The organism is Pseudomonas sp. QTF5 (assembly GCF_000512695.2).
Classification (GTDB): domain Bacteria; phylum Pseudomonadota; class Gammaproteobacteria; order Pseudomonadales; family Pseudomonadaceae; genus Aquipseudomonas.
On the sequence record NZ_AZRW02000010.1, the window covers coordinates 84,915 to 97,950 of the forward strand.

The 13,036-nt window shown below is 57.6% G+C and carries 14 protein-coding genes, 1 tRNA gene and 1 pseudogene; 4 read left to right on the forward strand and 12 right to left on the reverse strand.

Annotated elements, in window-relative coordinates:
* Positions 1 to 16: 16 nt before the first annotated feature.
* From IC37_RS10665 to IC37_RS10670, 3 genes and pseudogenes are all read right to left on the reverse strand, one after another.
* Positions 17 to 410: pseudogene (locus IC37_RS10665) on the reverse strand (LysR substrate-binding domain-containing protein); the annotation flags it as partial.
* The gene (locus IC37_RS30950) at positions 386 to 511 is read right to left on the reverse strand and encodes a hypothetical protein (protein ID WP_371916323.1); all 126 of its coding nucleotides are present in this window, start codon (positions 509 to 511) and stop codon (positions 386 to 388) included. The gene IC37_RS30950 and the pseudogene IC37_RS10665, both read right to left, overlap by 25 nt.
* Before the next feature lie 152 nt (positions 512 to 663).
* Positions 664 to 855 (reverse strand): DUF1508 domain-containing protein, encoded by a 192-nt coding sequence (locus tag IC37_RS10670; protein ID WP_030132646.1) that lies wholly within the window; start codon positions 853 to 855, stop codon positions 664 to 666.
* A gap of 435 nt (positions 856 to 1,290) precedes the next feature.
* On the opposite strand from IC37_RS10670, the gene IC37_RS10675 reads away from it, so the two are divergent.
* On the forward strand, positions 1,291 to 2,037 hold the full coding sequence (locus IC37_RS10675; RefSeq protein ID WP_030132647.1) for a hypothetical protein: 747 nt from the start codon (positions 1,291 to 1,293) through the stop codon (positions 2,035 to 2,037).
* Between the two features lie 204 nt (positions 2,038 to 2,241).
* Here IC37_RS10675 and IC37_RS10680 read toward each other — a convergent pair.
* The 5 genes from IC37_RS10680 to dapA all read right to left on the reverse strand — a co-directional run bounded on the left by IC37_RS10680 (position 2,242) and on the right by dapA (position 5,931).
* Positions 2,242 to 2,331 (reverse strand) — tRNA-Ser (locus tag IC37_RS10680).
* Between the two features lie 83 nt (positions 2,332 to 2,414).
* Positions 2,415 to 3,128, reverse strand: a complete 714-nt coding sequence (gene purC / locus IC37_RS10685) for a phosphoribosylaminoimidazolesuccinocarboxamide synthase (protein ID WP_007898671.1) — start codon at positions 3,126 to 3,128, stop codon at positions 2,415 to 2,417.
* Positions 3,129 to 3,156: 28 nt separating this feature from the next.
* Entirely contained in the window at positions 3,157 to 3,915 is a 759-nt protein-coding gene (locus tag IC37_RS10690) for an MBL fold metallo-hydrolase (RefSeq protein WP_030132648.1), read from the reverse strand.
* Positions 3,916 to 3,919: 4 nt separating this feature from the next.
* On the reverse strand, positions 3,920 to 5,035 hold the full coding sequence (gene bamC / locus IC37_RS10695; protein ID WP_030132649.1) for an outer membrane protein assembly factor BamC: 1,116 nt from the start codon (positions 5,033 to 5,035) through the stop codon (positions 3,920 to 3,922).
* Positions 5,036 to 5,052: 17 nt separating this feature from the next.
* Positions 5,053 to 5,931, reverse strand: coding sequence for a 4-hydroxy-tetrahydrodipicolinate synthase (gene dapA / locus IC37_RS10700; protein WP_030132650.1), 879 nt, complete (start codon positions 5,929 to 5,931; stop codon positions 5,053 to 5,055).
* Between the two features lie 325 nt (positions 5,932 to 6,256).
* Between dapA and IC37_RS10710 the strand changes: the two genes are divergently transcribed.
* Entirely contained in the window at positions 6,257 to 6,817 is a 561-nt protein-coding gene (locus tag IC37_RS10710) for a glycine cleavage system protein R (RefSeq protein ID WP_030132651.1), read from the forward strand.
* A gap of 10 nt (positions 6,818 to 6,827) precedes the next feature.
* Complete coding sequence (locus tag IC37_RS10715) at positions 6,828 to 7,301, forward strand: peroxiredoxin (RefSeq protein WP_030132652.1); 474 nt, start codon at positions 6,828 to 6,830, stop codon at positions 7,299 to 7,301.
* 143 nt (positions 7,302 to 7,444) lie between these two features.
* On the opposite strand, the gene IC37_RS10720 is transcribed toward IC37_RS10715, so the two are convergent.
* Together IC37_RS10720 and IC37_RS10725 are read right to left on the reverse strand one after the other, a co-directional pair.
* A complete protein-coding gene (locus IC37_RS10720; RefSeq protein WP_030132653.1) occupies positions 7,445 to 8,515 on the reverse strand; it encodes an AI-2E family transporter in 1,071 nt (356 codons plus the stop codon).
* A gap of 31 nt (positions 8,516 to 8,546) precedes the next feature.
* The gene (locus IC37_RS10725) at positions 8,547 to 8,786 is read right to left on the reverse strand and encodes a sulfurtransferase TusA family protein (protein ID WP_030132654.1); all 240 of its coding nucleotides are present in this window, start codon (positions 8,784 to 8,786) and stop codon (positions 8,547 to 8,549) included.
* Between the two features lie 98 nt (positions 8,787 to 8,884).
* Here IC37_RS10725 and IC37_RS10730 point away from each other — a divergent pair, with 98 nt between their 5' ends.
* Positions 8,885 to 10,318 carry a M48 family metalloprotease gene (locus IC37_RS10730; RefSeq protein WP_030132655.1) on the forward strand — a complete coding sequence of 478 codons (1,434 nt, stop codon included), beginning with the start codon at positions 8,885 to 8,887 and terminating at the stop codon, positions 10,316 to 10,318.
* A gap of 75 nt (positions 10,319 to 10,393) precedes the next feature.
* On the opposite strand, the gene IC37_RS10735 is transcribed toward IC37_RS10730, so the two are convergent.
* Together IC37_RS10735 and IC37_RS10745 are read right to left on the reverse strand one after the other, a co-directional pair.
* The gene (locus IC37_RS10735; RefSeq protein WP_030132656.1) at positions 10,394 to 11,824 is read right to left on the reverse strand and encodes a DegQ family serine endoprotease; all 1,431 of its coding nucleotides are present in this window, start codon (positions 11,822 to 11,824) and stop codon (positions 10,394 to 10,396) included.
* 247 nt (positions 11,825 to 12,071) lie between these two features.
* A complete protein-coding gene (locus IC37_RS10745; RefSeq protein ID WP_030132657.1) occupies positions 12,072 to 13,034 on the reverse strand; it encodes a MucB/RseB C-terminal domain-containing protein in 963 nt (320 codons plus the stop codon).
* Between the last annotated feature and the right edge of the window lie 2 nt (positions 13,035 to 13,036).

A 13,036-nucleotide genomic window follows, 5' to 3' on the forward strand; every position in this document is an offset into this window, starting at 1 on the left:
TGGTGTAGGACTCTATTCACTGGGACAGCGGAAAAGTCGCACGCTCACTCATGAACGCCTCCAGACGCGAGCGCAACCAGCGTTCGGCCGGATCGCTGTCGACATGGCTGAGCCAGACCATGGACAAGTCCAGAGTCGGCGTCTTGAACGGAAACGGCTCCTTGAACAGTTGGCCGGATGCGGCCATCGCTTCGGCCGTGTAATCCGGCAGGCTGGCGATCAGATCGGTGCCGGCGAGCAAGGCCGGTAACGAGCTGTATTGCGGCACCTAGAGCACTACATGACGAGTGCGGCCGATTTCCGCCAGCCACTCATCGGCATAGCCACTGACCATTGGCGGTGTGAGATACCAGCACGTGCGGCCGCGAGCAATATTCATCGAGGGTCAGCGGTGTGTCCGATGCGTCTGAAACAGCTTCTCTGCCACCCCTGTGACGTTGCGTTCGAGCATCAATGTCTCGAACACCACCATCAGGTTGATGTCGGCCTTGCGCAGTTCGTTGCGATTCATCCCTTGCACCCCGGTCCCCAAGACTTGGGTGACTGTTTAGGGAGGTGTCGTAATCGGCGTCTATGCGACTCAAGCAGTTGGGGCCACTCAAACCCTAAGCCCGCCCGATCAGAACGAAGCTGCTCTGACTGAGCAGCTTCACCGCCTGCAGCCTATATCTCCTTTACCGGGGTCTGATCCTCAGTCCCTTTGATCAAACTGATGGCATGCACACAATCAGACTTGTTGACGTACGCCTCTCCACTGGCAATCGTTTCATGATTCCCCGCCCGCAAACGCCAGCGCCATTGGCCCTTGCCGGTCTGCGCGGTACCACGGGTTTGCCTGTAAATCTCAAAATACATTGATCGCTCCTTGCGATTGCTGATTACGACAGATCAGTGATCTGCGAAACCAGAGTAGATGAGGAATTTCTGGGGCAACGTCTTTCAATGTGAGGGGATATTTCGAGAAAAAACCCTGATTCACGAAGCGATCAATAAATACGGGGGGGGCGGTAATTAAAGAGACTTGAAGGAATCAGTTTTCCCGTTAACAGGCATATTTTTCTTACGCTGCTATGCTGATTTATCCGACACTAAAAACCTCCCCCCTCAACAGAGTCAGCCATCGGTTTTTCCTATAGTGGACAGGCTGAGCCCCTTCACTTACATCGGGACAGGCTGACCTATCACGTTCATAAGCAGCTCCTCTCGATGATCGATCCAACACCTGAAAAAACGACTATGGTTGTAAGTAATCGGTCTACTCCGGACCAGTAGTGCACTGATGGAGTTCTTATGAAAAGAACCAATCTTGCTGCTATTGTTACCACCCTTCTCGCGGGAACCCCATCAACAATCTGTAGCGCTGCACCTTCTACAGATCCGGTTTTCGCATTTGGCTTGCTGGGAAGCTACAGCGTCCTAGAATTCACAGGGCGCAGAAGCACGGCCACCGAGCACATGCCGGAAGGAGGATTATTTCTCAATTTCGGCAACAAGATGACCGCTCAGACCGGCCTTGTTTATCATGCGGAAATTAGTGGTCAATACTCTGAAGAACAAAATCAGAAAGTAGAGGATGGTCAAGTCGACCTGGATTTTGGCTGGAGGATTGCTTTGGATGCGCGCAATTTTGTAGATGTCTTGCTGGGCGGAGGATACAAATGGAATCGCTTTCAGCCGGACTTTAACAAGTACGACATCGAACTCACCAGCCGCACCCCCTTCGCTAAAGTTGCTGCTGGCTACAATCATCAGTTCAGCACTACAACCCTGCGTGTTGAAGCGGGGATTCGGAAGGCAATCAATGGTGATACGAAGCTGAAGATCAATGGAATCAGCAATGAGAGCCTGGATTTAAAGAACACCCTCAATCCTTTTGTCGAACTGAGCGTCCTATTCAATCAGCAAGGAGCGATTCCGGTTATAGCATCCCTATACTACAACCGCTTCAAATATGACCTGGATGGTCAATTTGTGGTGACCGATTTCGACAAACAAACAAGGGACGAGTACGGCGTAAAATTAGGCCTCGCATTTTAACGCTACGATGAGCATTTCAACGACTAGCCCCTTTTGCTTGACTGAAACAAGCCTCGCCCTCGAGGCCAGCCCTGAGGCGCAAACAGGATTGAGCGATCTGTAGAGTGAGCTTTCTGCCCTGAAAAAATGCCCTGAATCAAATCGCAGAAACGAAAAAGCCCCTGAAATCTTTAACAATTTCAGGGGCTTAATCTTATTCAATAATGGCGGAGAGATAGGGATTCGAACCCTAGGTACCGGTGAAGGTACAACGGATTTCGAATCCGTCCCATTCGGCCACTCTGGCATCTCTCCAACGGCGCGCATCATAACAACACTTTTGCCGGAAGCGAACCCCCTAAGCAAAATTTTTCCGTGCTATCAGATGCTTGCGTCGATTACAGCGGTACGCCCAGACGATTGGCGACTTCTTCGTAGGCTTCGATGACGTCACCGAGGCCCTGACGGAAGCGGTCCTTGTCCATTTTCTTGCCGGTGGCCTTGTCCCACAGACGGCAGCCGTCCGGGCTGAACTCGTCGCCCAGGACGATGGAGCCGTCGGAGAAAACGCCGAACTCGAGTTTGAAGTCGACCAGCAGCAGGCCGGCGTCGTCGAACAGTTTGCTCAGGACTTCGTTGACCTTGAGCGACAGTTCTTTCATACGAACCAGTTGCTCGGCGGTGCCCCAACCGAATGCCACGACGTGGGATTCGTTGATGAACGGGTCGCCCTTGGCGTCGTCCTTCAGGAACAGTTCGAAGGTGTAAGGATTGAGCTTCATGCCTTCTTCGACGCCCAAACGCTTGACCAGGCTGCCGGCGGCATAGTTACGCACGACGCACTCGACCGGAATCATGTCGAGTTTCTTCACCAGGCATTCGTTGTCGCCCAGCAGTTTGTCGAATTGAGTCGGCACGCCGGCTGCTTCGAGTTTCTGCATGATGAAGGCGTTGAACTTGTTGTTCACCATGCCTTTGCGGTCGAGCTGCTCGATGCGCTTGCCGTCGAACGCCGAGGTGTCGTTGCGAAACAGCAGGATCAAGCGGTCAGCGTCATCGGTCTTGTAAACCGATTTGGCTTTGCCGCGATAAAGTTCTTCACGTTTTTCCATGATGGGCTCCGCTTGCTAAGTAGGTGGGCTAGGCGATGTGTCGCCAGTCGAGCCCTGAATCTTGATCGGCCAGTTGCAGCCAGTCCGGGTCGCACCCGAGGGTGTCGACAAAACATTGCCGGGCCAGCTGCGGCAGGTTGTTCTTGCTGCTCAGATGGGCCAGGACCAGGTGTTGCAGGCCTTGCCAGCCCAACTCGGCCACCAGGAATGCCGCCTGATGGTTGTTCAAATGTCCCAATTCACCGCCCACCCGCTGCTTGAGAAAGTACGGGTAGTGACCGCGAGCCAGCATGTCACGGCAATGATTGGACTCGATCATCAATGCATCGAGGTCCCGGTAGCCATCCAGCACTGTATTGCAGTATGAGCCCAGGTCGGTCAACAGGCCGAAACGCCGCTGACCGTCGCTGAAGACATACTGCGTTGGCTCCTGTGCATCATGGGCCACGGCAATGACGCCAATGTTCAGATTGCCTATTTGCAGTTGCTCGCCGCCAGCCAGAAAGCCTGCGGGTTCAATCGGTTTGCGCATCCCGCGCAGGGTTCCGCGACTGAGGTAGACAGGCAGATTGTAACGCCGAGACAGCAAACCCACGCCATGCACGTGGTCGGCATGTTCGTGGGTCACGAGTATCGCGCTCAGCTGCGCAGGGTTCACACCCAGTCGCAGCAGGCGTTTTTCGGTTTCTCGCAGGGAGAAACCACAATCCACCAGTACATACGTGTCGTCGCTGGCTATCAGCGTGCCGTTCCCTTGGCTACCGCTGCCGAGAACGGCAAAACGCATGTGATCAGCCCAGGTTGTCCTGAATCACGCTCAACACTTTGCGCGCCACGTCTGCTGGCGCCACGGTGTTGATGTTTTTCTCGACGGTGACTTGTACGTTCTCGCCGACCTTGCTCAGGCGAACCTGATAACGCTCGGCGCGGGCTTCAACTTCTTCCTTGTTCGGCTTGCTGCCGAACAGGCCGCTGAAGAAACCTGGCTGTTCGTCCTTTTTCTCGGCTTTTTCGGCGAGGTTGATGTAGTACAGGCCCAGGCTGCGGTTGATGTCTTCAACACGCCATTCGCCCTGCTCCAGCGCACGGCCAACGCTCGACCAGGCACGATCCAGGTCATTACCGACGTTCAGCACCGGGTTGCCGCTACCATCTTCGGTCAGGCTGACACGGCTTGGCGTATCGAAGTCACGGGAGGCCAGCATGGAAACCGAACCGCCCTTCTCCGCGGTGCGGCTCATGCTCGCGAGCATGTCGTCGACCAGTGCTGCGTCCAGGCCGGTGTTGACCGAGCGATTGGTGAAATCCACGTTGGCGGTGCTGCCGGCAGGACGCTCGGCGCTGACCACATAGACTTCACTGGTGTTGCGCTGCACGCCTGGTTCGATACGCACCCGCACGCGGGTTTCGCTGTCAGCACCGACACCCGCTGCGCTCAGGCGCTTGGCCATCGCTGCGGACAGTTCGTCGGAATGCTGCCAGGTGGTGGTGAATTCACCGGTTTGCGGGCGTTGCTCGTCCAGACGGAAACCGTTGTCCTGGAAGAACTGCACGGCCACGGGCCAGACTTCGGCCGGTGGGTGCTGGGCCATGACCCAACGCGAATCGCCGCTCTTCTGCAGGGTGTAGTCGCTGGCATCAGCCGCTGCCGACAGCGGCTGCGGACGAGGCACGATGTATTCGCCCTTGGCGGTGTCGTCGGCCACATTGCGCGGGATCGGCAACAGCGGATCCAGACGCTTGGCGGTACTGACCTCTGGTGGCAGTTGCATCGGTGCAGTCTGTTGCGCTTCCAGGTAATCGCTACCACGGTCACGGAAATAACCTTCCGGGCCCCAGATCCATCCGCAGCCACTGGTGCTGGAGATAATCAAGGCAAGTGCGGAAAGTCCGGCCATTCGCTTCATGCGTTGTACTTCCTCAATTAAACCAGGACGCCGGACTGGCGCATGGCCTGCCGCAGCGGTTCGTGACAGGCAGCGCTGAGCCAGGTGAGCGGCAGACGGATACCGTCCGGCATCAAGCCCATTTCATGCAGTGCCCATTTCACGGGGATAGGGTTGGATTCGATAAACAGGGTTTTATTGAGCGGCATCAGCTTTTCGTGGATCGCCCGGGCTTTGACGGCATCGCCGGCCATGGCCGCGGCACACAACTCGCTCATGGCGCGCGGTGCGACGTTGGCGGTCACCGAAATATTGCCCTTGCCGCCGAGCAGCATCAGCTCGACTGCGGTCGCGTCGTCACCGGAATAAACCAGGAAGTCGCTGCTCACGCCGGCCAGAATGTCCTTGGCGCGCTGCAGGTCACCCGTGGCTTCCTTGATGCCGATGATGTTCTTCACGGTCGACAGGCGAATCACCGTCTCGGCTTGCATGTCGCACGCGGTACGGCCTGGCACGTTGTAGAGAATCTGCGGGATGTCGACGGCTTCGGCGATTGCCTTGAAGTGCAGGTACAGGCCTTCTTGCGTCGGCTTGTTGTAGTAAGGGGTTACCAGCAGGCACGCGTCGGCACCGGCGTTCTTCGCGTTGGTCGTCAGTTCGATCGCTTCGCGCGTCGAGTTGGCGCCCGTACCGGCGATCACCGGAATACGCCCTGCAACCTGGGCAACCACGCGACGAATCACTTCGATGTGCTCGTTCACGTCAAGCGTGGCCGACTCACCCGTAGTGCCGACTGCAACGATGGCGTTGGTGCCCTCTTGCAGGTGGAAGTCCACCAGTTTGCTCAGGCTGTCCCAGTCGAGACGACCCTGTGCATCCATGGGTGTGACCAGTGCCACCATACTGCCCGCAATCATGCAACCGCTCCTGCCGGAAAAAGAGAGCGGTAATGGTACTGGCGCCAAGATGCTTGTACAAGCGAAGTACTGCGCTGCTGCCATTCCCCTTGGCGCTGCTTTTCGCTACCCTTCAGACTTTGATCGGTACTGATAAGCTCGTACGCCGCGTTCCAGCCTCCATTTTCGGCATCACAAGCCCCGATCCAGCGTTGCCACTCCTCGCTCTCGCCATACTGGAGCACGTTGCAACCTTCGGCCGGGTTTTCTGAATTCGCATCCGCAGGCTCGTCCCGGTAAAAAAGCCCGTAAAAGTATCGACCGCTCATCGCTTTAGGAATGCTGCATGTCCACCCCCACAGTTCGCGAACAATTCCTTGTCATCAGTGCCCTCGGCGCCAACCCCATGGAGCTGACTAACGTCCTGTGCCGCGCCAGCCATGAAAACCGCTGCGCCGTGGTCACCTCTCGCCTGACGCGCCATGGTGAATGCAGTGCGCTGATCCTCGAAATCTCCGGCAGCTGGGACGCCCTCGCGCGCCTCGAAGGCAGCCTGCCAGTACTGGCCAAACGGCATGCATTCACTGTCAATGTGATCCGCAGCGCAGCCTTGGAGAACCGTCCTCAAGCCCTGCCGTACGTCGCCTATGTCAGCTCGGCCTACCGCCCGGACATCATCAACGAGCTGTGCCAGTTCTTCATGGATCACAACGTGGAGCTGGAGAACCTGACCTGCGACACCTATCAGGCCCCGCAGACCGGCGGCACCATGCTCAACGCCACGTTCACCGTGACCTTGCCGGCCGGCACCCAGATCAGTTGGCTGCGCGACCAGTTCCTGGATTTCGCCGACGCCATGAACCTGGACGCACTGATTGAACCGTGGCGCCCACAAAACCCAATGTAAGGAAACTTTCATGGCCGTTGCCATCGACCAACCGGTTGCCGACTTCGAAGCACCCGCCACCAGCGGGCAATCCGTCAGCCTCGCGGGCCTTAAAGGCAAGCAAGTGGTGATTTACTTCTATCCGAAGGACAGCACGCCGGGCTGCACCACCCAGGGTCAGGGTTTTCGTGATCAGCTTGAAGCCTTTAAAGCTGCCAATACCGAAGTTTTCGGCGTGTCTCGCGACAGCCTGAAATCCCACGAAAACTTCAAGGCCAAGCAGGCGTTCACCTTCGAGCTGATCAGTGACAAAGAAGAAGCGCTGTGTCAGCTGTTCGATGTGATCAAGCTGAAAAAGCTCTATGGCAAGGAATATATGGGCGTCGATCGCAGCACGTTCCTGATCGACAAAAACGGCGTGCTGCGTCAGGAATGGCGCGGTGCGAAGGTGCCGGGGCATGTGGATGCGGTTTTGGCTGCTGCTCAGGCGCTGAACAAGGCCTGATTATTTGGGCGTCTATTCGGGCGCCTTCGCGGGCAAGCCCGCTCCCACATAAGACCGCGCTTGCCTGGACAACTCGGTCAACTGTGGGAGCGGGCTTGCTCGCGAAGAGGCCCTCTGCCCCACCGCATAACCCGCACCGACAACTAAAGCAACGGCGCCACCATCGGCTCCTTGCGCGGCCAGGCATCCAGCACGGCTTTGAACAGCGTCGCCAGGGGAATCGCAAAGAACACACCCCAAAAACCCCACAACCCGCCAAACAACAGCACCGCGCAAATGATCGCCACCGGGTGCAGGTTGACCGCTTCCGAGAACAGCAGTGGCACCAGCACGTTGCCGTCCAGCGCCTGGATGATCCCGTAGACCGCCATCAAATAGATGAACTGATCGCTCCAGCCCCATTGGAACAGCGCAATCAGCAGCACTGGCACGGTCACCACCACCGCCCCGACGTAAGGCACCACCACCGACACCCCCACCAGCAACGCCAGCAGCGCCGAATAGTTGAGCCCTAGCGCCACGAATGCGATGTAAGTCACGCCACCGCAAATGAAGATCTCGATGACCTTGCCGCGAATGTAATTGGCGATCTGCCGGTTCATTTCCTGGGCGACCCGGGTGATGAGCGCCCTCTCGCGCGGCAGATAACCGCGCACCCACTGGCCGATCATCTTCCGGTCCTTGAGGAAAAAGAACACCAGGATCGGCACCAGCACCAGGTAGATCATGATGTTCACCAGCAGCGGCAGACTGGACAGCGAGAACGTCAGAGCCCATTGACCGAACTTGCCGATCTCGCCCCGCGCCACTTCGATCGCCTGTAGCACTTGCTCGTCCGACACCAGGTGCGGATAACGCTCGGGCAGCAGCAACAGCAACGACTGCCACTTGGCGAGCATGCCGGGCAATTCGTTGAACAGCGTGATCAGTTGATGCCAGAGCAACGGCACTACAATGATGATAAATATCAGCGACACCCCCATGAATAACGCGAAGACCAGCCCCACCGCCGCGCCACCCGGTACGCGCAGGCGCTCGAGGGTCACTACCAGCCCCTGCATCAGATACGCCAGCACCATACCGGCCAGTACTGGCGCGAGCATTCCACCCAGGGTGAGCACCGCGGTAAATGCCAGAAACAGCAGCACCGCCAGCACCACAGCCTCTTCATCCGAGAAATAGCGCTGAATCCAGTCGCGTAACACCTTGAACATCAATAATCCTTAGAAACGAACGCAGCAGGTTTCAGGCTTTTTTCAACCAATAGCGGTAAACGCCCGCCTCATCTTCTTCACGAAGCAGCGTATGACCGGCCAATCGGGCAAAGGTGCGAAAGTCGCGCTGGGAACCTGCATCGGTAGCGATCACCTTGAGGATCGCACCACTGGCCAGCCGGTTGAGTTCCATTTTGGCCTTGAGCAACGGCAACGGGCAATTCAGACCGCTGGCGTCCAGTTCGGCGTCGTGGGTTACAGCGTCAGTCATCGAATCACTCCGGGGCAGGGGGTTAAGCTGCTTAGAATATCTGGTCCCAAGCCTAGTGTCCGGCTACAGTAAGGTCTTTGTCGACTAAGGCTTTGTGCATGACTTTTTTGCGCCCTACCCTGCTGACGCTCGCTTGCCTGCTCGCCTCACCGGGCTTCGCCGACGACTTGCCGTCACTCGGTGACGCCAGTTCTGCCATCGTCTCGCCGCAACAGGAACACCAATTGGGCCGTGCATGGCTGGCGCTGTTGCGCAGCCAGGTGTCGCAACTCAACGATCCGCAGCTCAAGGATTACGTCGAATCCAGCGTCTACCGGCTGGTGGAAACCAGCCAGGTCAATGACCGGCGCCTGGAGTTCATCCTGATCAATAGCCCGCAGCTCAACGCGTTTGCCGCGCCGGGCGGGATCGTCGGCGTCAACGGTGGCTTGTTCCTCAATGCCCAGACCGAGGGCGAATATGCCTCGGTACTCGCCCACGAATTGGCTCACTTGTCGCAGCGTCACTTCGCCCGTGGCGTCGAAGCGTCGCAACGCATGCAAGTGCCCATGATGGCTGCGCTGCTGGCCGGCATCGTGATTGCCGCGGCCGGCGCAGGCGATGCCGGGATCGCGGCCATTGCCGGCACTCAGGCAGCGGCGATTCAGGAACAACGACGCTTCTCGCGCCAGAACGAGCAGGAAGCCGACCGTATCGGCATCATGAACCTGGAAAAGGCCGGTTACGATCCCCGGTCGATGCCGACCATGTTCGAACGACTGATGCGCCAGTACCGCTTCGACGCCAAGCCACCGGAATTCCTGCTGACTCACCCGGTGACCGAATCGCGGATTGCCGACACCCGCAACCGCGCCGAACAGGCCAAACCCGGCGGTATCGAAGACAGCATGCGTTATCAGCTGATTCGGGCACGTGTGCAGCTGATCTATGAAGAAACTCCAGGCCTGGGCGCCAAACGCTTTCGGGCCCAACTCGATGAAAACCCCAAAAACGACGTCGCGCGCTATGGCCTGGCGATTGCCCAGATCAAGGGAGGTCAATTGAATGAGGCTCGGGAGAACCTCAAGCTGCTGCTGGCCAAATCGCCGAACGAGATCATCTACAACCTGGCGCAGGTCGATCTCGACATCACCAATAACCGTCTGCCCGATGCTCAGACACGGGTCGACCGGATGCTCACTCAATACCCCGGCAACTACCCGCTGAATCAAGTGCGTGTCGACCTGCTGCTCAAACAGAATCGAGCGGCTGATGCCGAAAAAGCGCTGGAGAACCTGCTCAAGAGCCGGCCCGATGATCCAGACGTCTGGTACATGGTGGCCGAGACTCGCGGTCTGTCGGGCAACATCATCGGCCTGCACCAGGCTCGCGCGGAGTACTTTGCACTGGTCGGCGACTATCGCCAGGCGATCCAGCAACTGGACTTCGCCAAGCGCAAGGCTGGCAGCAACTTCCCGCTGTCATCGCGGATCGATGCAAGGCAACGCGAGTTGATGGAGCAGGAACGGATGGTCAAGGACATGATGGGCTGACTGCTTCAGAAACAAAATTTCGCACAAAAAAAACCGCCTCTTTCGAGGCGGTTTTTTATTTAGCCGACAACCGGTTCACTCAGCCAGTTTGAAGGTGATGAAGCTGGCGCGCCCCTGGCGCAGAACCCGCATCGACACCGAGCGGTTCTTCGGCAGCGCCTTGGCAATGTCCGTGAACTCCTTGGAGGAGCCGATCGCCTGGTTATTCAGGTGAGTGATCACATCGCCCGGCTGCAAGCCGATCAGGGCAGCAGGACCGTCCTGAACTTCCTTGATAACCACACCACCCTTGAGGTCGAGGGTTTTCTTCTGTTCCTCGGTCAGCTCGGCCACGGAAACACCCAGGCGATTGCTGCTGCGCTCGACACTGGATTTAGGCAGGGCTTCCAATTCTTTGCCTTCTTCGGGAATAGCGCCGACGGTGAGCTCGACGTTCTTGCGCTTGCCTTCGCGGATCACTTCAAGATCGGCTTTCGAGCCAGCCTTCAGCGCGCCCACCAGGTGCGGCAGATCGGCGGACATGACGATCGGTTGACCGTCCATGCTGAGGATCACGTCGCCCACTTGCAGGCCGCCCTTGGCAGCCGGACCATCATCCTGGATCTGAGCCACCAGTGCTCCGGCGGGTTTCTCGAGACCGAACGATTCAGCCAGATCCTTGTTCACTTCCTGGATCACTACACCCAACCAGCCACGACTGACTTTACCGCCGCTTTTCAGCTGATTGGAAACGTCCATCGCCACATCGATAGGGATCGCGAACGATACGCCCATGAAGCCGCCGGAGCGGGTGTAGATCTGCGAGTTGATGCCGACCACTTCACCGGCCAGGTTGAACAGCGGACCTCCGGAGTTGCCCGGGTTGATCGGCACGTCGGTCTGGATGAACGGCACATAGTTTTCGTTCGGCAGGCTACGGCCGATGGCGCTGACAATACCTTGGGTCACCGTGTGATCAAAGCCGAACGGCGAACCGATCGCCACGACCCACTGACCGGCTTTCAGGTCCTGCGACTTGCCAAGCTTGAGCACCGGCAGGTCTTTGCCTTCGATTTTGAGCAAAGCGACGTCAGAGCGCGGATCGGTACCGATTAGCTTGGCTTTCAACTCACTGCGATCGGCGAGGCGCACAAGAATCTCGTCGGCATCGGCAATCACATGGTTGTTGGTCAGGATGTAGCCGTCAGGCGAAATGATGAAACCCGAGCCCAGGGATTGAGCCTCACGCTGACGATCGCCGCGAGGGGAACGTGGTTGCTGCGGCATGCCCCGCTCAAAGAACTCACGCAGCATTGGCGGCAATCCTTCAAGGTCAGGCATTTGCTCGCTGGACACCCGGCGGTCCGGCAACTTTTGGGTGGTGCTGATGTTAACCACCGCGGGCGAGGCTTGCTCGACCAACTGCGTGAAGTCAGGCAACTCGACCGCTTGCGCAGCGACCGCCTGACCGAGCACCAGCACGGTGGCAAAAATGGAGAGATAAGACTTCAAGCGTGGTATCGACATACGGCTCCCGTTACGACGAGCAGGGTTAAGCGATATGGAGCAAGGAACACCGGAAACGATACGCCGGTATTTTTGTTCCGGGAACAACAAACAAGGCCAGAGCCGAGGGGCTCTGACCTATAAAAAATTTTCGGGATATTTGCAAATGAAAATGCTGGCAAAACATTTCGAGACATCAACGACGGGGACAGCCATTGCCAACCTCTCGCACCCTCCTGGCACCGATTGGTGAGCATGGCTGATCAGCTCATTGCTTGCTGGTAGCCGCAGCATCGTTGCGCATGGACAGCGCAATCCGTTCAGCGGTGCCGATGGGAATTTCACCGACCACGGTCACCATCATATCGCCTTGCGGGGTAGTCAATCGTCGGGAGACAGCAACGGTTGGCCCCAGCTGGGTACGTGTGTCAGTGACTGTTGCGCCATTCAACGGCTCCAGGAACACCGAGAATCGGGCCAGACCATCGTCGAACATCAGACTGCTGACCTGAACCTTGGTTTCCGGGTCCTTATGAGAAGTACTGCTGGTCAGCTCGAAACCTGGCGGTAACCAGTCCGAATGCCAGACCTGAACAGTTTTGATGGCGGAAGCCTTGTCACTGTCGAGGGTAATGGGTTTGCAATCAGCACCTGCCTGCAAATCGCTGTCGGAAGGCACCTCGGCGGTGTCCAGTCGGGTGAACTGGAATCGCTCCAGCAGTTGCCCTTTGTCATTGAGCAACAATGACTTCAACGGCAAACCGGTTTCCTTGTCCAGATGCAGCTCAAAACCATAGCGATGCTGATCGCGAGGCGTCAACGATACGATCACAGCCGCACGCCCGGCCACACGCGACTTGCCGATGACGGCAAGCTCATACCAATTCTTTAGCTTTTGGGGATCGAGCGCACGAGCGGCGGAGTTGGGTGAGTCCCCGAGCCCGGCTATTAGAGTGCCGCTCACGCATTGAGTATGCCCATCAATGCGTACGACTTCCTGTGCCGAGCCGTCGAGCTGGAGTAAACGCTCGCGGACCTTGCCATCCTGGACGCGATGCCAGATGTTATGGGTAGAGAAACTACCGTTACGCTCGTAGACGAAAGTACCGTGAAAGCTCTGCGTTTGCTCGGCCTGTCCCAGACGCTTCAGCCAGTCCTGGGCTTCATCGGCGTGGGCTGGAACAACAAACCAGCCACTGATCAGAAGCGTGAGTAGAGGGATGGCGCGCATGA